Below are 17,131 nucleotides of genomic sequence, written 5' to 3' on the forward strand. Positions count from 1 at the left end.
CCGTCAGCCCGATATCTCCGGCGCGTACGTCCCGAAACTCCACACGTTGCCCTCGATGTCCCGGGCCATGTAGTCCCGCGAGCCGTAGTCCTGGTCCGTCGGGGGCATCAGGATCTCCGCGCCGTGGTCCACGGCGCGGCGGTGGTGCGCGTCCACGTCGTCCACGACGACGTACACCCCGGTCGTGCCCGCGTCCTTCATCGCCTTGTCGAAGACGCTGCCGGTGCCCTTGCTGCCGATCATCACCGCGCCGTTGCCCTGCACCAGCTCGGCGTGCATCACCGCGCCGTCCTCGCCCTCGAACACCGACAGCTCCGTGAAGCCGAAGGCCTCCGTGAGCTGCCGGACGGCCGCCTTCGCGTCGGCGTACAGCAGCGTGGGGTAGATGCTCGGACGCCCGCCGGACGTGCCTGCCATACCGATCACTCCCTTGTGCTCGGTCGCCGGAAATCCGATGATCCGGTTCTGCTGCCCAGTCTGGCACCCGCCACTGACAACGACCCGGCGAGACGGGCCCGGCGAGACGAACCGAACACCCGCACGCAGAAAAAGTGGTTGCACCGCCCCGTTAGACTGTCCCCCATGGCCTTTCTCCTCGCGCATTAGACGGCGGGAACGTCCTCAGCCGCCCATCCCGCCCCCGTATCCGCCCTGGAGTCTGTCCGTGATCTCCGCCTCCGGTATCGAGCTGCGCGCCGGTGCCCGCGTCCTCATCGAAAACGCCACCTTCCGTGTCGCCAAGGGCGACCGCATCGGCCTGGTCGGCCGCAACGGCGCGGGGAAGACCACCCTCACCAAGTGCCTGGCGGGGGAGGGCGTGCCCGCCGGCGGCACCATCACCCGCTCCGGAGAGGTCGGCTATCTCCCGCAGGACCCCCGTACCGGCGACCTCGACATCCTCGCCCGCGACCGCATCCTCTCCGCACGCGGCCTGGACGTACTGATCCGCAAGATGCGCGACAACGAGCAGCGCATCGCCAACGGCCAGGGCGCCACCCGTGAGAAGGCGCTCAAGCAGTACGAGCGGCAGGAGACGGAGTTCCTCACCAAGGGCGGGTACGCCGCCGAGGCCGAGGCCGCCACCATCGCCGCCGCGCTCAACCTGCCCGACCGGGTGCTCGGCCAGCCGCTGCACACGCTCTCCGGCGGTCAGCGCCGCCGTATCGAGCTGGCGCGGATCCTGTTCTCCGACGCGGACACGCTGCTCCTCGACGAGCCGACCAACCACCTCGACGCCGACTCGATCATCTGGCTACGCGACTACCTCAAGACCTACCGCGGCGGCTTCATCGTGATCTCCCACGACGTCGACCTGGTGGAGACGGTCGTCAACAAGGTGTTCTACCTGGACGCCAACCGCGCCCAGATCGACGTCTACAACATGGGCTGGAAGCTCTACCAGCAGCAGCGCGAGGCCGACGAGAAGCGCCGCAAGCGCGAGCGGCAGAACGCCGAGAAGAAGGCCTCCGCGCTGCATTCGCAGGCCGACAAGATGCGGGCCAAGGCCACCAAGACCGTCGCCGCGCAGAACATGGCCCGCCGGGCGGACAAGCTGCTGGCCGGCCTGGAGGCCGAGCGGAAGTCCGACAAGGTCGCCAAGCTGCGCTTCCCCGAGCCCGCGCCCTGCGGCAAGACCCCGCTGATGGCCGAGGGCCTGTCGAAGTCGTACGGCTCGCTGGAGATCTTCACCGACGTCGACCTGGCCATCGACAAGGGCAGCCGCGTCGTCATCCTCGGCCTCAACGGCGCCGGCAAGACCACCCTGCTGCGGCTGCTGGGCGGCGTGGAGCAGCCCGACACGGGCGCGGTGGTCCCCGGCCACGGCCTGAAGCTCGGCTACTACGCGCAGGAGCACGAGACCCTCGACCCGGAGCGCACGGTTCTGGAGAACATGCGCTCGGCCGCCCCCGACCTGGACCTGGTGGAGGTCCGCAAGACGCTCGGCTCGTTCCTGTTCTCCGGCGACGACGTCGACAAGCCGGCGGGCGTCCTCTCCGGCGGCGAGAAGACCCGCCTCGCCCTCGCCACGCTCGTGGTGTCCTCGGCCAACGTGCTGCTCCTCGACGAGCCGACCAACAACCTCGACCCGGCCAGCCGCGAGGAGATCCTCGGCGCGCTGCGCACGTACAAGGGCGCGGTCGTCCTCGTCACGCACGACGAGGGCGCCGTCGAGGCGCTCCAGCCGGAGCGGATCATCCTGCTGCCGGACGGCGTCGAGGACCTGTGGGGTGCCGACTACGCGGACCTCGTCGCCCTCGCTTGATCGAATGCGTGATCAACGGCGTATGGATCATTCGGCCTAGCGGTGATCCATCATCTGTGTGAGATCTCCTCGTACCGAGGTGTGTCCTACATCGATTTCGCGGCCGACTCCCCGATTCTTCCGGGTTCGGCCGCGACGCCTTTCTGACCTGGTCTTTCCCGTGGGAATCCGTTCGGGTGTACGGACATCACTCTTCGGAATTCGGCATTCCGCTTGTGGGGACGCGCTCCCGTCGTCACAACCTTGTCTCACGGACCTTGCCGAATGGGTGGCCATCGGGGCCCGGAGGGGTGATCATGAGGAGACCAGAGCGCACTTCCCATGAGGAGGCACGGGTGGCCGAGACTCTGAAGAAGGGCAGCCGGGTGACCGGCGCCGCGCGCGACAAGCTCGCGGCAGACCTGAAGAAGAAGTACGACGCCGGTGCGAGCATCCGGGCGTTGGCCGAGGAGACCGGCCGCTCGTATGGCTTCGTGCACCGCATGCTCAGTGAGTCGGGCGTCACGCTGCGAGGGCGTGGCGGGGCGACGCGGGGCAAAAAGGCCACGGCCTGACCCCGGGTGGCCCCTCGGCTCCGATGGTGGCCACCCGGTCGGTCGGCTGATCGACCGGGTGGTTACTGTGCAGTCACTTAGCTGACCGCACACCTCGGAGGCGTCCATGGCTTCGCCCGACAAGGACCTCGTTCCCGTACTCGACAAGGACGGCGTACGGCTCACCGTCGACGACGCGATCGCCACGGTGACGCTGACCAACCCGGCCAAGCGCAACGCGCAGAGCCCCGCTCTGTGGCGGGCGCTGACCGAGGCCGGCCGGCAACTGCCGGGCTCCGTCCGCGTCGTGGTGCTGCGGGCCGAGGGCAAGTCCTTCTCGGCCGGGCTCGACCGGCAGGCGTTCACGCCCGAGGGCTTCGACGGGGAACCGTCGTTCATCGACCTCGCACGTGGCAGTGACGCCGAGCTGGACGCGACCATCGCCGAGTACCAGGAGGCGTTCACCTGGTGGCGGCGCAGCGACATCGTCTCCGTCGCCGCCGTCCAGGGGCATGCCATCGGGGCGGGCTTCCAGCTCGCCCTCGCCTGCGATCTGCGCGTCGTCGCCGACGACGTGCAGTTCGCCATGCGCGAGACCAGCCTCGGACTCGTGCCCGACCTGACGGGCACGCACCCGCTGGTGGGACTCGTCGGATACGCCCGCGCGCTGGAGATCTGCGTGACCGGGCGCTTCGTCACGGCCGACGAGGCCGTGAACACCGGGCTGGCCAACGTGGCCGTGCGCGCCGACCAACTCGACGACACGGTCAGCGACCTCGTGTCGGCCGTGCTCGCCGCGCCCCGCGACGCGGTCGTCGAGACCAAGGCACTGCTGCGCGGCGCCCAGGACCGCACCTATGACGACCAGCGCACCGCGGAACGCCAGTCCCAGGCACGCCGCCTGCGGGACCTGGCGGGCATCGGGGACTGAACCGGCCGGATTCGCCGGATCACGGGCGTCCCCCGGGGAGCGGCCGCCGGGTGCCGGTCGCTCAGCCGATCCCGCTCACCAGGACCGCCACCGTCGGGTGGTCCTGCAGTGTCGTCCGCACCGCGGTGCGGACCTGGCGTGCCACGTCGCGCGCACGGTGGTCCTCCCGCACCGCGAGTTCCAGCCGGATGTGGCGGTGCGGCAGGGCGGCGTCGTCGCCCGGGAGTTGCTCGATGTGCACGGGGTGGCCCAGCGCGCCGGTCAGCCGGAGCACGCCCGGGACCTTGAGCGCGGCGGCGGCGACGCGGCCCTCGTCGTCGCCCCCGGCCTCGGCGGCGTGCGGTGGCTCGGGGAGCGGCGCGGCGGGCCCGGGCCGTTCCGTCTCCTCGTCCAGCAGGCCCGTCACGCGCAGATCCACCTCCGTCACCGTCAGACCGAGCCGCTGCGTCGCGGCCGTCGCCAGCGTCGCCCGCAGCAGGGACGCCGTCGTCGGCAGCGGCTGCGAGGCCGTGGCCGCGAACTCCGCCGTCACCCGCAGCGGCCCGGGCGGCAGACCGCTCGGCGGGGCCGGCACGGCCGGACTCCCGGTCTCGGCCGGATCGGCGAGCCCGACACGGAGCGTGTCGAGGCGCACGCCCGGAGCGTCCCCCGCCGCGCGCCGCAGCACCGCCTCTGCCGCCCGCTCGGCGATCCACGCGCCGTCCCGCGCATCACCCAGCGGCAGCAGCCTGCCGAGGCCCAGCTGATGTCTCACTGCCTGCGTCCACCGGTCGGCTGTCATTCCTCCAGCCTGCCGCATCAAAGGCGCGTATCCACGCAACCATGCTTACGGTGGTCGAAGGACGACAACCGAAAAGGACATACGGCGATGACTGACATGACCGAGAACCGGGGCGGGGAGACCGAGACGTCGGCGGTGCGCAGGAGTCCGCTGACCAAGCGCGGCGGGGGGGACCCCGGATCCCGGGGGCGGACGACCATCGCGGACGGCGTCGTGGAGAAGATCGCCGGGCTCGCCGCACGCGATGTGGACGGCGTGCACGCCATGGGAAGTGGCCTGTCCCGCACGTTCGGAGCAGTGCGCGACCGCGTGCCCGGCGGCGCCAAGTCGGTGTCACGCGGTGTGAAGGTCGAGGTCGGCGAGGTGCAGGCAGCCCTCGACCTGGAGATCGTGGTCGTCTACGGCGTGTCGATCGCCGATGTGGCCCGGGACGTACGGGAGAACGTCATCACCGCCGTCGAGCGGATGACGGGCCTCGAGGTCGTCGAGGTCAACATCGCGGTGAGCGACGTGAAGCTGCCGGACGAGGAGGAAGAGGAACCGGAGCGCCGGATCCAGTGAGCCGCCGGCCACCGGACATCGCAGCCAATGAGGAGCTGAGGAGCGCAGCATGAGCATGGCCGTCGTCGGCATGATCGCCGGCATGGCACTGGCATTCGCCGGGTATTTCGGCGGATTCGGCGCCTTCCTGCTGGTGGCGGCGCTGGGCGCCGTCGGCTACGTCGTCGGCCGGTTCCTGGAGGGGGACATGGATTTCGGCGACTTCTTCCGTCCCCGTGAACGGCGGCGGTGACGGCCGTGAGCGTGGGGGCCGGTGAGCTCGACAGACCCCTGACCGTCGTCCCGCCGGGCGAGCGGGGCGCCACCCGGATCGCCGACCGGGTCGTCGCGAAGATCGCTTCGCAGGCGGCCCTCGAGGCCGTCGGAACGCTGCCACGCGACGCCGACCGTCCGTCCGCCACCGTCGTCGTCCGCCACGAGGTCGCGCATGTCCGGGTCCACGTCGAACTCGACTACCCCTGCGACGTCGGCGCGCGCTGCCGCCAGGTGCGTCACCGAGTCGTCGAACGGGTAGGCGCCCTGGTGGGAATGCAGGTGCTGGAGGTCGTCGTCCAGGTGGAGCGGCTGCATCTGACCGCCGGGCCCGGCGCGGTACAGGGGAGGACGCGATGAGCGAACCCCGGGGCACCGAGCCGCCCGAGCCCGAAAACACCACACAGCGGCTGCCCGTCCTCCAGAAGCCGGACACCGGCACCGGACCCGACCGGTCCGCACAGGCGAGCGGGGACGGAACGCCGCCCGTGTCCGAGAGCGAGGGCGGCCGCGAAGGACGTTTCTGGTCGGCACGCCGCATCCCGGCGGGCATCGTCGCTCTGCTGCTCCTGGGACTTGCCGGACTGTTCCTCTACGACATCGCCTCCGTGCGCGCCGACCGGCCCGTCATGAGCTGGCGCCGGGAACTGGCCCGAGGGCTCGCCGAACGGCCCCTCGACGACACCTGGGTGCTCGTCGGGGCCGGGGTCGCCGCCGCCCTCGGGCTCTGGCTGCTGGCCCTGGCCGCCACGCCCGGCCTGCGGCACGTGCTCCCGATGCGGCGGACGCACCCCGACGTACGCGCCGGACTGGACCGGGACGCCGCCGCGACCGCGTTGCGCGACCGGGCCATGGAGGTGGCCGGCGTGCAGTCGGCACAGGTGCGGGTGCGCCGCAGGCGGGCGAAGGCCCGCGCCGTGTCCCATTTCCGTGAACTGGACGACGTACGAACCGACCTGGACGCCGTGCTCACCGACGCGATCCGCGGACTGGGACTCTCCCGGCCGCCCGCGCTGTCGGTGCGCGTCCGACGGCCCGGCCGGAAGGAGTGACCGCGATGCTCAGGGTCGTCAACCGTGTGTTCCTGGGGCTCGTCGGCCTCGTCCTGCTGGTGCTGGGCGGCTCCGTGCTGGCCGTCGGCCTCGGCGCTCCGGCACCCTCCTGGTGGATCCACCACAGCCGCCACGACGTGCTGCTGAGCAACGCCGAACGCACCCGCTGGCGGGACGACGGCTGGTGGTGGCCGGTCGTCATCGCCGTCCTCGCCGTACTGATGCTGCTCGCCCTGTGGTGGCTGGTCGCGGTACTGCGCCGGCGCAGACTCGCCGAGATCCTGGTGGACACCGGCGACGGCGACGGCGCCCTGTTGCGCGGCCGGGCCCTGGAGAACGCCCTCACCGAGGAGGCGGCCCGGATCGACGGCGTCGACCGGGCCCACGCCCATCTGAGGGGCCGCCGCAGCGCCCCCGAGGCCCGCGTACGGCTCGCCCTGGAACCGAACGTGGACCCGGGCACGGCCCTGCACGACCTGACGACCGGAGCCCTGACCCACGCCAGAACATCGGCGGGCCTCACGTCACTGCCGGCGGAGGTACGCCTGCGGGGGGTCAAGCACGGTGCGGGGAGGGTGAGCTGACTGTCCCGGAGGAAGCAGCGCTCAGAAGCCGTGCCGGGCCCCACCGTCCACCGGCACCATGACCCCGGTCAGATAGGAAGCCGCCGGAGACAGCAGGAACGCCGCCACCCGCCCGAACTCCTCGGGCGCCCCGTACCGCCGCAACGGAATACGCGACTCCGACGCCGCCCTGGTCGCCTCGGGATCCGCCGACAACGCGTCCAGCTCGCGCACGCGGTCCGTGTCGATGCGTCCGGGCAGCACACCGACCACGCGGATCCCCCGCGGCCCCAGTTCGTCGGACAGCGACTTGGCGAACCCGGCCAGCCCCGGCCGCAGCCCGTTCGAGATCGTCAGCCCCGGAATCGGCTCGTACACCGACCCGGACAGCACGAACCCGATGACACCCCCTGCCTCCAACTCGGCCGACGCGGCGCGCGCCAGCCGCACCGCACCCAGGAACACCGACTCGAACGCGGCCTGCCACTGCTCGTCGGTGTTGTCGGAGACGAACCCGGCCGGCGGCCCGCCCACGCTGACGAGGACACCGTTGAAGCGGCCGAAGTGCTCCCGCGCGGCCCTGATCAGCAGGGCCGGCGCGTCGGGGTCGGCGTTGTCGACGGCCACCCCGACCGCGTTCGGGCCCAGCACGGCCGCCGCGTCGGCGACGCTCTTCTCGTCCCGCCCCGAGACGACCACCTTCGCCCCGTCCGCGACGAGCTCCCGCGCGGTGGCGTTGCCGAGGCCCCGGGTGGCCCCGGTGACGACGTACACCCGGTCCTTCAGTCCAAGATCCATGGTCCCTATCCTGCCCCCTCCGCCCCGAACAGGGCGAGGGCGGTGTTCACCAGGCCGATATGGCTGAACGCCTGCGGGACGTTGCCGAGCTGCCGGCCGGTCACCGGGTCGAACTCCTCGGACAGCAGGCCGACGTCGTTGGCGAGTCCCGCCAGCCGCTCGAACAGCTCCCGGGCCTCCTTCGTACGGCCCGTCATGTGCAGGGCGTCCGCGAGCCAGAACGAGCACACCAGGAAGGCACCTTCGGAGCCGGGCAGTCCGTCGATGACCGAGTCGTCCGTGTCGTCGGTGCTGTAGCGGCGCAGGAAGCCGCCGTGGTCCAGCTCCTCGCGGACCGCGTCGATGGTGCCGATCACCCGTGGATCGTCGGGCGGCAGGAAACCGACGCGCGGGATGAGCAGCAGCGCGGCGTCCAGTTCGCGCGAGCCGTACGACTGCGTGAAGGTGTTGCGTCCGGGGTCGTAGCCCTTCTCGCACACCTCGCGGTGCACCTCCTCGCGCAGCGCGCGCCAGCCGTCCAGGTCGCCGTCCAGCTCCGGATGGCGCTCCAGGGTGCGTACGGCACGGTCGGCGGCGACCCACACCATCACCTTCGAGTGCACGAACTGACGCCGGCCGCCGCGCACCTCCCACAGCCCCTCGTCCGGCTGCCGCCAGTGGACGCGCAGGAAGTCCATCAGAGCCGTCTGCAACGCCCACACGTCCGGCTGGGCGGACAGGCCCGACTCACGGGCCAGCGACAGGGAGTCCATGACCTCGCCGTAGACGTCCAGCTGGAGCTGGTTCACGGCGTCGTTCCCGACGCGTACGGGGGCGGACCCGGCGAAGCCGGACAGCCACGGCAGCTCGAACTCGGGCAGCCGCCGCTCGCCCGCCACGCCGTACATGATCTGGAGGTCCGCCGGGTCGCCCGCGACCGCGCGCAGCAGCCAGTTCCGCCAGGCCTCCGCCTCCTCCTGGTAGCCCGCGGCCAGCAGCGCGCCCAGGGTGAGGGTGGAGTCGCGCAGCCAGCAGTAGCGGTAGTCCCAGTTGCGCACCCCGCCCGGCTCCTCGGGCAGTGAGGTGGTCGCGGCGGCGACGATGCCGCCGGTCGGGGCGTAGGTGAGTGCCTTGAGGGTGATCAGGGAGCGGACGACGGCGTCCCGGTACGGTCCGTCGTAGCGGCAGCGCGCCACCCACGCCCGCCAGTCCTCGACGCTGTGCCGCAGCGACTCGTACGGATCGACGAGCGCCGGGCGCTCCTCGTGGGAGGGGTGCCAGGTGAGGACGAACGCGACCTTCTCGCCCTTGCGGACCGTGAACTCCGCGTGGGTTCCGAAGTCCTCGCCCCAGCTGCGCACCTCAGGCTCGCTGCGCAGCCAGGCCGAGTCAGGGCCGGCGACGGCGACGCGGTGGCCGTCGGCCCGGCGCACCCAGGGGATGATCGAGCCGTAGTCGAAGCGCAGCTTGAGGACGCTGTGCAGCGTCACCTCGCCGTCCAGGCCCTCGACGACGCGTACGAGGTCGGGGGCCTGGTCGCGCTGCGGCATCAGGTCGGTGACGCGGACCGTCCCGTGCCCGGTCTCCCACTCGGTGTCCAGGACGAGGGTGTCGCGGCGGTAGGCGCGCCGGGTGCACCGGCCGGCCCCCATGGGGGCGATGCGCCAGTAGCCGTTGTCCTCGTCACCGAGCAGCTTGGCGAAGCAGGCGGCCGAGTCGAAGCGGGGCAGGCACAGCCAGTCCACGGATCCGTCCGTGCCGACCAGTGCGGCGGTCTGTTCATCGCCGATGAGTGCGTAGTCCTCGATGCTCGGGTCCACGGAGTGCGGGTTCCCGGCAAGTCGGCGCTGCAATCAGGGCGAGGGCCGGGGGAGTGACGTGCCGTCGGCGACGGGAGCGGGCGTGCCCGAGAAAATCACCCCCGGGTCCGACGGGGCCTGATTGAGCACCCACAGGCCGATCAGGGTGGCCAGCGTGAAGACGACGGCGATCAGCACGGCGAGCACGAGCCGCCGCCGGCGCTCGCGCCGCAGCCACTCACCGCGCGCCGTGCGGTACGCGTCGGGGTCGGGAAGCACCCCGCCCGCCAGCACCCGGAGCGCCTCGCGCAGTTCCTCCTCGGTGCGGTCGTGACCGGCTCGGTCCGGGCTGGTGTCATGCGACGGAGTCGCGTCTCGATGCGTCATCGCCGGGCCTCCATCGCCTGGGTCAGGGCGGCGATGCCGCGCGCCGTGTGCGTCTTGACCGAACCGCCGGATATGCCCATCGCGGCGGCTATCTCACTCTCCTTGAGACCGAGCCAGTGCCGCAGCACCAGCGCCTCGCGCTGCCGGGGCGGCAGCTGCTGGAGCGCGTCGATCAGCACGCGCTGGTCGTCCCGCAGCAGCGCGGCGTGCTCGGCGGAGGCGACCGTGTCGTCCGGCGCGTTCTCCTCGTGTCTGCGGGCGACTTGGAGGTGCCGGATCCGCATCCGCGTCAGATTGCAGACGGTGGAGCGCAGATACGCCTCCGCCGCGGCCGCGTCCCGCAGCCGCCGCCACTTGCGGTAGATCTGGTAGTACGCCTCGGCCACGACGTTCTCCGGGTCGTCGGCGCCGAGCAGGACGGCGAGGCGCAGCATCGAGGAGTAGTGCAGCTCGAAGAGGTGGGCGACGTCGGCCTCGCGCTCCGGGTCGGCGGAGTCGCCGGCCGGGGGAGCGAGAGGCTCGGCCGGTGCCGGTGCCGGTGCCGGTGCCGGTGCCGTTGCTGGTGGCAGTGTGGGGTTCTGTCTGCGTCTCACGGGTTGTTCGCTCCGGTCTCCGGGCGTCGCCGGACGGTCAGGCGGGACGGCAGGTCGGTCGTGTCGGCGGGGCGCGGGACGCCGAGGCGGGTCAGCAACGCGGTGCCGGCCACCACGACGGTCAGGTTGAGCAGCAGGGCGGCGAGCCCGGCGTAGATCTCCAGCGGCCGGGCGCCCGTGCCGAGCGGCACGATCGGGGAGAACCCCTCGCGCACCACCAGGTACGTCCCCGACGCCATGCCCACGGCCCACCCGGCGAGCAGCGCCCGCGGGTGCGGCCACCCGGTGAACAGCCCGACGGCGACGGCCGGGAAGATCTGCAGGATCCACACGCCGCCGAGCAGCTGGAGGTTGACGGCGTCCTGGTCGCGCAGCCCGAACACGAACGCCACGGCCCCCACCTTCGCGGTGAGCGACACCGCCTTGGCGATCCGCACCTGCCGCTTCGGCGTGGCCGTCGGATGGACGTACTCGACGTACACGTTCCGGACGAAGCCGGTGGCCGCGGCGATCGACATCACCGCCGCCGGGACGAGCGCCCCCACGGTGATCGCGGCGAACACCAGGCCGGCCAGCGGCGCCGGCATCAGCCGGTCCACCAGCATCGGCACGGCCGCCTCGGCTCCGCCGCGCGGCGCCCGCACCCCCGCCGCGAGGGCGGCGATGCCGAGGAACCCGAACAGCGCGAGCAGCCCGGTCCAGGCGGGCAGCGCCACCGAGACCTTGCGCAGGGTGCGCGGTCCGTCGGCGGCGAAACCGGCGGTGAGCACGTGCGGGTACATCAGCAGGGCGAGGGCTGAGCCGAGGGCGAGCGAGGCGTAGGCCGGCTGCTGCGCGGGGGACAGCAGCAGCGCCGGGCCGCCCAGCCGCTGCGCCGCGCCCTCGAAGACGGGCCCCGGTCCGCCCAGCCGTGCGAGGACCAGCCAGGTCACCGCGGTGAGCGAGACGAACACCGCCACCGCCTTCAGCGCGGAGATGACGGTCGGCGCCCGCAGCCCGTGCCGGTACGTCGCCACCGCGAGCCCCGCGAACAGCCCGACCAGCACCAGGTCCCCGGCAGCGCCCCGCGGGTACACGCCCCCGGCCGTCAGGACCGCCCTGATGCCCAGCAGTTGCAGCGCCAGGTACGGCATCGTGGCGAGGATCCCGGTCAGCGCCACCACCAGGGCCAGCGGCGGCGACCCGTACCGGCCGCGCACGAAGTCGGCGGCGGTGATGTAGCCGTGCCGCCGGGCCACGCTCCACAGCCGGCTCAGCAGCACGAAGGCGAGCGGGCAGACGATCACCGTGTACGGCACGGCGAAGAAGGCGGGCGCGCCGTTGCCGTAGGCCAGTCCGGGTACGGCGGTGAAGGTGTACGCGGTGAAGATCGTGCCGCCCAGCAGCAGCCAGGTCCAGCCGGGGCCGAGGGAGCGGTCGGCCAGGGCCCACCCCTCCAGGGAGGGCAGCCGGTCGACCGGGCGCAGCCGCCGCGCGGTGACGGCGAGCAGTGACGCCCCGCCGATCACGGCGAGGAACGTCGCGGTCATGGCGTCGTCAGCCATGGGTCACCGTCCTTGGTGTGCCTGTGCCCTCGCGCGAGAGTTGCGCGGACGGCCCGTCCGGAGGACAGGAAACCGGCGGGAAATCTTTCTCGAACGCCCTGTCAACCACTTCCGGCGAGTGCGCAACTCTTGCACAGACTGACAGCGAGCGGGAGAGGAGCACAGGCCATGGCACGCACCGGGCACCCCCGGCTACGGCGCGTCGCCGTCGCCCTGCTGCTGCTCGCACCCGCGGCCGGGTTGCTGTGGGTCCCGCTGTACGCCGGTGCCGGTCCGCGCCTCGCGGGGACGCCGTTCTTCTACTGGTACCAGCTCGCCTGGGTGCCGGGCTGCGGCCTGTGCCTGCTCGCCGCGTACGCGCTGACGGATCGGCACCGCTGATCCGCACTCCCTGTTGTGCACACCCGTCGAGGTGAGGAGCCGCCATGCCCGCATCAGCCCTGCCCGAATCCGGACCAGAAGTGCCGGAAAAGTCCAGAACTCGGCCGATTCTGCTCTGGACGGCCGTCTCCCTCCTCGGCGCGGTCGCCTGGGGCGTGCTCGCCCTGGCGCGTGGCGAGCGGATCTCCGCGGTCTGGCTGGTGATCGCCGCGCTCGGGTCGTACGCCATCGCCTACCGCTTCTACTCCCGGTTCATCGCCCGCCGTGTCCTGCAGCCGGACGACCGCCGGGCCACCCCCGCCGAACGCCTCGAGGACGGCGTCGACTACCACCCCACCGACCGCCGGGTGCTGCTCGGGCACCACTTCGCCGCCATCGCCGGCGCCGGGCCGCTGGTGGGGCCGGTGCTCGCGGCCCAGATGGGCTACCTGCCGGGCACCCTGTGGATCGTCGCGGGGGTGATCTTCGCGGGCGCGGTGCAGGACATGGTCGTGCTGTTCCTGTCGATGCGACGGGACGGCACCTCGCTCGGGCAGATGGCCCGCGACGAGATCGGCCGGGCCGGCGGGGCCGCCGCCCTGATCGCCGTGTTCGCCATCATGATCATCCTGCTGGGGGTGCTGGCGCTGGTCGTCGTCAACGCCCTCGCCCACAGCCCCTGGGGCACCTTCTCCGTCGCGATGACCATCCCCATCGCCCTGTTCATGGGCTTCTGGCTGCACGTCATCCGTCCGGGCCGGGTCGTCGAGACCAGCCTGATCGGCGTGGTCCTGCTGCTGCTCGCCATCGTCGGCGGCAGCTGGATCCAGGAGTCCTCGCTGGCCTCCGCCTTCACGCTCAGTCCCACGACCCTGGTGTTCTGCCTCGTCGGTTACGGCTTCGTCGCCTCCGTCCTGCCGGTGTGGATGCTGCTCGCCCCGCGCGACTACCTCTCCACCTTCATGAAGATCGGCACTATCGCCCTGCTCGCGGTCGGCGTGGTCGTCGCGGCGCCGGTCCTGCGCACGGACGCGGTGAGCGACTTCGCCTCGTCGGGTGCCGGGCCCGTCTTCGCCGGGGCGCTGTTCCCGTTCCTCTTCATCACCATCGCCTGCGGAGCGCTGTCCGGCTTCCACGCGCTGGTCTCCTCCGGGACCACACCGAAGCTGATCCGGAAGGAGTCCCAGGTCCGGATGATCGGCTACGGCGCCATGCTGATGGAGTCGTTCGTCGCGATCATGGCGCTGATCGCCGCGGCGACCCTGGAACCGGGCCTCTACTACGCCATGAACGCCCCGGCGGCCCTCCTCGGCACGACCGCCGAGTCGGCCTCCCACGCCGTCGCCGGCCTCGGCTTCACCATCACCCCCGACCAGCTCACCCAGGCAGCCAAGGCCGTGGAGGAGCAGACGCTGATCGCTCGCTCCGGAGGGGCCCCGACCCTGGCCGTCGGCATGTCGGAGATCTTCTCCGGGGTCTTCGGCGGTGCCGGGATGAAGGCCTTCTGGTACCACTTCGCCATCATGTTCGAGGCGCTGTTCATCCTGACCACGGTGGACGCGGGCACCCGCGTCGGCCGCTTCATGCTCCAGGACATGCTCGGCAACGTGTGGAAGCAGGCCGGCCGGGTCAACTGGAAGCCGGGCATCTGGGTGTGCAGCGCCCTCGTCGTGGCGGCCTGGGGCTACTTCCTCCACTCCGGCGCCACCGACCCGCTCGGCGGGATCAACCAGCTCTTCCCGCTCTTCGGCATCGCGAACCAGCTCCTCGCCGCGATCGCCCTCGCCGTCTGCACCACGATCCTGATCAAGTCCGGCCGGCTGCGCTGGGCGTGGGTCACGGGCGTCCCGCTCGCCTGGGTCGTGGCCATCACCTTCACCGCGGGCTGGCAGAAGATCTTCTCCGCCGACCCGAAGATCGGCTTCTTCGCCCAGCGCGCGCGGTACGCCGACGCCCTCGACGCCGGTCAGGTCCTGCCGCCCGCCAAGAACCTCGACGACATGCACACCGTGGTCACCAACTCCACGGTCGACGGTGTGCTGATCGCCCTGTTCCTGCTGCTGGTGGCCGTCGTGATCGGCAACGCCGCGGTGGTCTGCGTGCGGGCGATACGGGCCCCGGGCTCGGCTCCGGTCACCGAGGCGCCGTACGTCGAGTCCCGCCTCGACGTGCCGGACGAGCCGCTGGCGGGGGCCCGGACGTGAGGGCGGTGCGCTGGGCACGGGCGGTGCGCTGGTACGTGCGGGAACTGACTCAGGTGCTGAACCGGTCGCACCGGGAGGAGTGCCGGCAGGGGCGCTGCTGCTGACGCGGCCGGGGAGGGCCGGCGGAGGTCACACCGCCGCCGGCTCCGTCTCACTCGCGTCGGCTTCCCGGGCCGCCGCCTGCGCCCGGTCGCGGGCCTCGCGGCGGGCCAGGACCACCCAGCCGACCGGGACGGCGGCGGAGAACAGCCACCACTGGATGGCGTACGCGTAGTTCAGCGCCGCGTCCTCCTTGCCGGGGTCGCCGAGCAGCTCGGGGGTGTCGCCCTTCGGCTCGGGAGCCGTCTGCGCGATGTAGCCGCCGAGCACCTGCGCGTCCAGGCGCCGGGCCTCCTGCTCGCTGTTGATCAGCATGATCTGCCGGTCCGGCAGGCCCTTGAGGTCCTTGATCCCGCTCGCCGCGGTCGTCTCACTCGGCATCAGCCGCCCCTTGACGGTCACCTCGCCGCCCGGCGGTGCGGGGACCTTCGGGAACGTGGTCTGGCTCGGGCCGTCCGAGGGGATCCAGCCCCGGTTGACCAGCAGAACCTTGCCGTCGTCGAGGACGAACGGGGTCAGGACGTGGTAACCGACCTCGTCGTCGGAGTTGGTGCGGCGACGGACGACGACCTCGTCCTCCGTGTCGAAGCGGCCCTTCGCGGTCACGGTCCGGTACCGCTCGGTGCTGGTGACGGTGTGCCCGGGCGCGGTGAGCTTCTCCACGGGCACCGGTTCGGCCGCAAGCGCGTCGGTGACCAGCTGGTTCCGGGCGGTGCGCTCCTCGTAGCGATGCATCTGCCAGATGCCCAGCCTGATCATCGTGGGGATGAGAAGCAGGGCGATGAGCGTCAGGATCACCCACTGCCGGGACATCAGGAAGCGGTACACCCCACGACCGTACAACTCGGTCGTGGGGTGTTCTCAGGCGGGTACGGGTTCAGACCTTGTCGACAATTCCCACCTTTCCCTCCGCGCGGGCGCAGTGGGCTCCGCAGAACCAGTGGCCCTCGACCTCGACGCCCTGGCCGATGATCTGTACCCTGCAGTGCTCGCAGATGGGGGCCATGCGGTGGATCGCGCAGGCGAAGCAGTCGAAGACGTGCACCGCCCCCTGCGCATGCACCTCGAAGGTCATTCCGTACTGATTGCCACATACCTCACAAGTCGCCATGCGCCACAGGGTGAGCCGTCACGCTGGCCGGGGCGAGCGGCCGCCGGGCGAGTCGCCCGCCAATCACCCGTCCGTACGGTCACGCCTCCGCCGCCGGCTCCACATCCGCGAGGAGTTGCCCGAACGCCGCCTCGTCCACGATCGGCGTGCCGAACTGCCGGGCCTTGACCACCTTGGACGTGCCCGAATCCGGGTCGTTCGTGACGAGCAGGCTGGTCAGCCGGGACAGGCTGGTGGCCACATGCAGCCCGGCCTCGGTCGCCCGGTCCTCCAGCAGCTCCCGCTCGGTCGAGGTGTCGCCGGAGAAGGCGACCCGCATGCCCTGCTTGAGCCGCCCGCCCGCCTCGTAGCGCCCCGGGTTGGGGTAGGGGCAGGCGGGGCGCTTCCGGGCGGGGCGCCAACTGCTCTGGCGGTAGCCGCCGTAGCCGCGCGGGCCGGCCTGCTGCCCGATGCGGGGCGTGACGGGGCGGTCCGACCACTCCGTCAGCGGCCGGCACTCGTGCAGCGGCAGCCGTACGCCGCTCGCCGCCGCGGCCCTGAGGCTGGGGCGGAACGCCTCCGCCAGCACGCGCGCGTCGTCCAGCGCGTGGTGCGCCCGCCGCTGGACGACGCCGAAGTGCGCGGCGAGCGACTCCAGCTTGTGGTTGGGCAAGGGAAGCCCCAGCTCCTTGGAGAGCGCGATGGTGCACAGCCGCTGCCGCACCGGCGCCTCGCACTTCGCGCGCGCGTACTCCCGGGCGATCATCTGCCAGTCGAAGACGGCGTTGTGCGCGACGAGCACCCGCCCCTCGAGCCGGGCCGTGAACTCCTCGGCGATGTCCTGGAAGAGGGGCGCGCCCTCGAGCGCCTCGCTCGTCAGTCCGTGGATCCACACGGGGCCGGGGTCGCGCTCCGGGTTGACCGTCGTGTACCAGTGGTCCTCGACCTCACCGCGCGCGTCCAGCCGGTAGACGGCCGCCGAGATGATGCGGTCGTCCCGGGCGAGGCCCGTGGTCTCCACGTCAACGACCGCGTACCCCTTGGGGTACGCGGCCGGCCACGCCGTGGGAGAGAACGCTGCGGTCGTCAGGTCTTCCAGCATGGTCACTGAGGATACGGGCCGCGACTGACACCGCCGTCCGCCAGGTGCGCGCGCTCCGCTCTTCCGATACCCCTTCAGGCACCTTGTCTGGTCTGTCCGTTCGTGAGGCGTACGTCTGACCGAGGCTCAGGGACAGTCGTTCCGCTCGGTTTGGCGGAGATCGCCAAGAAGCAAGCGCGTACCGTCGGTAATACTTGTCGGTAACAACGTCTGGCCGGGACGGGACGGCCGCCCTACGGT

At 71.7% G+C, this 17,131-nt stretch carries 20 protein-coding genes; 10 read left to right on the forward strand and 10 right to left on the reverse strand.

Going from position 1 to position 17,131, the window contains the following annotated elements; all coding sequences use genetic code 11:
* Window positions 1-3 precede the first annotated feature (3 nt).
* The gene (locus AC07F0_RS15595) at window positions 4-417 is read right to left on the reverse strand and encodes a VOC family protein (RefSeq protein ID WP_436726747.1); all 414 of its coding nucleotides are present in this window, start codon (window positions 415-417) and stop codon (window positions 4-6) included.
* Between the two features lie 247 nt (window positions 418-664).
* Between AC07F0_RS15595 and AC07F0_RS15600 the strand changes: the two genes are divergently transcribed.
* From AC07F0_RS15600 to AC07F0_RS15610, 3 genes are all read left to right on the forward strand, one after another.
* Entirely contained in the window at window positions 665-2,263 is a 1,599-nt protein-coding gene (locus tag AC07F0_RS15600; RefSeq protein ID WP_399410459.1) for an ABC-F family ATP-binding cassette domain-containing protein, read from the forward strand.
* A gap of 335 nt (window positions 2,264-2,598) precedes the next feature.
* Window positions 2,599-2,817: a helix-turn-helix domain-containing protein gene (locus AC07F0_RS15605; protein ID WP_010037790.1), complete on the forward strand. Its 219-nt coding sequence runs from the start codon at window positions 2,599-2,601 to the stop codon at window positions 2,815-2,817.
* A gap of 106 nt (window positions 2,818-2,923) precedes the next feature.
* Window positions 2,924-3,727 (forward strand): enoyl-CoA hydratase/isomerase family protein, encoded by an 804-nt coding sequence (locus AC07F0_RS15610; protein ID WP_478978992.1) that lies wholly within the window; start codon window positions 2,924-2,926, stop codon window positions 3,725-3,727.
* Between the two features lie 61 nt (window positions 3,728-3,788).
* Here AC07F0_RS15610 and AC07F0_RS15615 read toward each other — a convergent pair whose 3' ends face one another.
* Complete coding sequence (locus tag AC07F0_RS15615) at window positions 3,789-4,508, reverse strand: nucleopolyhedrovirus P10 family protein (protein WP_478978995.1); 720 nt, start codon at window positions 4,506-4,508, stop codon at window positions 3,789-3,791.
* Window positions 4,509-4,595: 87 nt separating this feature from the next.
* On the opposite strand from AC07F0_RS15615, the gene AC07F0_RS15620 reads away from it, so the two are divergent.
* From AC07F0_RS15620 to amaP, 5 genes are read left to right on the forward strand one after another with little or no spacing between them, the layout of a single operon-like run.
* Window positions 4,596-5,069 (forward strand): Asp23/Gls24 family envelope stress response protein, encoded by a 474-nt coding sequence (locus AC07F0_RS15620; RefSeq protein WP_478978997.1) that lies wholly within the window; start codon window positions 4,596-4,598, stop codon window positions 5,067-5,069.
* A 49-nt stretch (window positions 5,070-5,118) separates the two neighbouring features.
* Complete coding sequence (locus AC07F0_RS15625) at window positions 5,119-5,301, forward strand: hypothetical protein (RefSeq protein WP_478979000.1); 183 nt, start codon at window positions 5,119-5,121, stop codon at window positions 5,299-5,301.
* Entirely contained in the window at window positions 5,298-5,681 is a 384-nt protein-coding gene (locus AC07F0_RS15630) for an Asp23/Gls24 family envelope stress response protein (RefSeq protein ID WP_478979003.1), read from the forward strand. The genes AC07F0_RS15625 and AC07F0_RS15630 overlap by 4 nt, the downstream gene beginning before the upstream one ends.
* On the forward strand, window positions 5,678-6,373 hold the full coding sequence (locus AC07F0_RS15635; protein ID WP_478979006.1) for a DUF6286 domain-containing protein: 696 nt from the start codon (window positions 5,678-5,680) through the stop codon (window positions 6,371-6,373). The genes AC07F0_RS15630 and AC07F0_RS15635 overlap by 4 nt, the downstream gene beginning before the upstream one ends.
* Before the next feature lie 5 nt (window positions 6,374-6,378).
* Window positions 6,379-6,957 carry an alkaline shock response membrane anchor protein AmaP gene (gene amaP / locus AC07F0_RS15640; protein WP_478979009.1) on the forward strand — a complete coding sequence of 193 codons (579 nt, stop codon included), beginning with the start codon at window positions 6,379-6,381 and terminating at the stop codon, window positions 6,955-6,957.
* A 21-nt stretch (window positions 6,958-6,978) separates the two neighbouring features.
* Here amaP and AC07F0_RS15645 read toward each other — a convergent pair whose 3' ends face one another.
* From AC07F0_RS15645 to AC07F0_RS15665, 5 genes are read right to left on the reverse strand one after another with little or no spacing between them, the layout of a single operon-like run.
* Window positions 6,979-7,734, reverse strand: coding sequence for an SDR family oxidoreductase (locus tag AC07F0_RS15645; protein WP_478979012.1), 756 nt, complete (start codon window positions 7,732-7,734; stop codon window positions 6,979-6,981).
* A gap of 5 nt (window positions 7,735-7,739) precedes the next feature.
* Window positions 7,740-9,533 (reverse strand): glycoside hydrolase family 15 protein, encoded by a 1,794-nt coding sequence (locus tag AC07F0_RS15650; RefSeq protein ID WP_478979015.1) that lies wholly within the window; start codon window positions 9,531-9,533, stop codon window positions 7,740-7,742.
* Window positions 9,534-9,566: 33 nt separating this feature from the next.
* The gene (locus tag AC07F0_RS15655; RefSeq protein ID WP_478979018.1) at window positions 9,567-9,899 is read right to left on the reverse strand and encodes a hypothetical protein; all 333 of its coding nucleotides are present in this window, start codon (window positions 9,897-9,899) and stop codon (window positions 9,567-9,569) included.
* Complete coding sequence (locus AC07F0_RS15660) at window positions 9,896-10,492, reverse strand: sigma-70 family RNA polymerase sigma factor (RefSeq protein ID WP_478979021.1); 597 nt, start codon at window positions 10,490-10,492, stop codon at window positions 9,896-9,898. The genes AC07F0_RS15655 and AC07F0_RS15660 overlap by 4 nt, the downstream gene beginning before the upstream one ends.
* Window positions 10,489-12,036: a sodium:solute symporter family protein gene (locus AC07F0_RS15665; RefSeq protein WP_478979023.1), complete on the reverse strand. Its 1,548-nt coding sequence runs from the start codon at window positions 12,034-12,036 to the stop codon at window positions 10,489-10,491. Before AC07F0_RS15665 ends, AC07F0_RS15660 begins: the two co-directional genes overlap by 4 nt.
* A gap of 168 nt (window positions 12,037-12,204) precedes the next feature.
* On the opposite strand from AC07F0_RS15665, the gene AC07F0_RS15670 reads away from it, so the two are divergent.
* Window positions 12,205-12,417, forward strand: coding sequence for a DUF3311 domain-containing protein (locus AC07F0_RS15670; protein WP_086852193.1), 213 nt, complete (start codon window positions 12,205-12,207; stop codon window positions 12,415-12,417).
* 44 nt (window positions 12,418-12,461) lie between these two features.
* A complete protein-coding gene (locus tag AC07F0_RS15675; protein WP_478979026.1) occupies window positions 12,462-14,600 on the forward strand; it encodes a carbon starvation CstA family protein in 2,139 nt (712 codons plus the stop codon).
* Between the two features lie 129 nt (window positions 14,601-14,729).
* Here the strand turns inward: AC07F0_RS15675 and AC07F0_RS15680 are convergent, their stop codons facing one another.
* The 3 genes from AC07F0_RS15680 to AC07F0_RS15690 all read right to left on the reverse strand — a co-directional run bounded on the left by AC07F0_RS15680 (window position 14,730) and on the right by AC07F0_RS15690 (window position 16,891).
* Window positions 14,730-15,527, reverse strand: a complete 798-nt coding sequence (locus AC07F0_RS15680; RefSeq protein WP_467369837.1) for an SURF1 family cytochrome oxidase biogenesis protein — start codon at window positions 15,525-15,527, stop codon at window positions 14,730-14,732.
* 49 nt (window positions 15,528-15,576) lie between these two features.
* Window positions 15,577-15,810, reverse strand: a complete 234-nt coding sequence (locus AC07F0_RS15685) for a hypothetical protein (protein WP_082319948.1) — start codon at window positions 15,808-15,810, stop codon at window positions 15,577-15,579.
* A gap of 79 nt (window positions 15,811-15,889) precedes the next feature.
* Window positions 15,890-16,891: a DEDDh family exonuclease gene (locus AC07F0_RS15690; protein WP_478979029.1), complete on the reverse strand. Its 1,002-nt coding sequence runs from the start codon at window positions 16,889-16,891 to the stop codon at window positions 15,890-15,892.
* Window positions 16,892-17,131 lie beyond the last annotated feature (240 nt).

The organism is Streptomyces sp. NPDC045955 (assembly GCF_056430805.1).

What these genes read in the sequence shown, in the direction of transcription:
- AC07F0_RS15685 (WP_082319948.1), bottom strand. Translation starts at nt 15,810, where the DNA reads ATGGCGACTTGTGAGGTATGTGGCAATCAGTACGGAATGACCTTCGAG.
- AC07F0_RS15595 (WP_436726747.1), bottom strand. Translation starts at nt 417, where the DNA reads ATGGCAGGCACGTCCGGCGGGCGTCCGAGCATCTACCCCACGCTGCTG.
- AC07F0_RS15625 (WP_478979000.1), top strand. Translation starts at nt 5,119, where the DNA reads ATGAGCATGGCCGTCGTCGGCATGATCGCCGGCATGGCACTGGCATTC.
- AC07F0_RS15665 (WP_478979023.1), bottom strand. Translation starts at nt 12,036, where the DNA reads ATGGCTGACGACGCCATGACCGCGACGTTCCTCGCCGTGATCGGCGGG.
- AC07F0_RS15635 (WP_478979006.1), top strand. Translation starts at nt 5,678, where the DNA reads ATGAGCGAACCCCGGGGCACCGAGCCGCCCGAGCCCGAAAACACCACA.
- AC07F0_RS15645 (WP_478979012.1), bottom strand. Translation starts at nt 7,734, where the DNA reads ATGGATCTTGGACTGAAGGACCGGGTGTACGTCGTCACCGGGGCCACC.
- AC07F0_RS15610 (WP_478978992.1), top strand. Translation starts at nt 2,924, where the DNA reads ATGGCTTCGCCCGACAAGGACCTCGTTCCCGTACTCGACAAGGACGGC.
- AC07F0_RS15620 (WP_478978997.1), top strand. Translation starts at nt 4,596, where the DNA reads ATGACTGACATGACCGAGAACCGGGGCGGGGAGACCGAGACGTCGGCG.
- AC07F0_RS15670 (WP_086852193.1), top strand. Translation starts at nt 12,205, where the DNA reads ATGGCACGCACCGGGCACCCCCGGCTACGGCGCGTCGCCGTCGCCCTG.
- AC07F0_RS15615 (WP_478978995.1), bottom strand. Translation starts at nt 4,508, where the DNA reads ATGACAGCCGACCGGTGGACGCAGGCAGTGAGACATCAGCTGGGCCTC.
- AC07F0_RS15675 (WP_478979026.1), top strand. Translation starts at nt 12,462, where the DNA reads ATGCCCGCATCAGCCCTGCCCGAATCCGGACCAGAAGTGCCGGAAAAG.
- amaP (WP_478979009.1), top strand. Translation starts at nt 6,379, where the DNA reads ATGCTCAGGGTCGTCAACCGTGTGTTCCTGGGGCTCGTCGGCCTCGTC.
- AC07F0_RS15655 (WP_478979018.1), bottom strand. Translation starts at nt 9,899, where the DNA reads ATGACGCATCGAGACGCGACTCCGTCGCATGACACCAGCCCGGACCGA.
- AC07F0_RS15690 (WP_478979029.1), bottom strand. Translation starts at nt 16,891, where the DNA reads ATGCTGGAAGACCTGACGACCGCAGCGTTCTCTCCCACGGCGTGGCCG.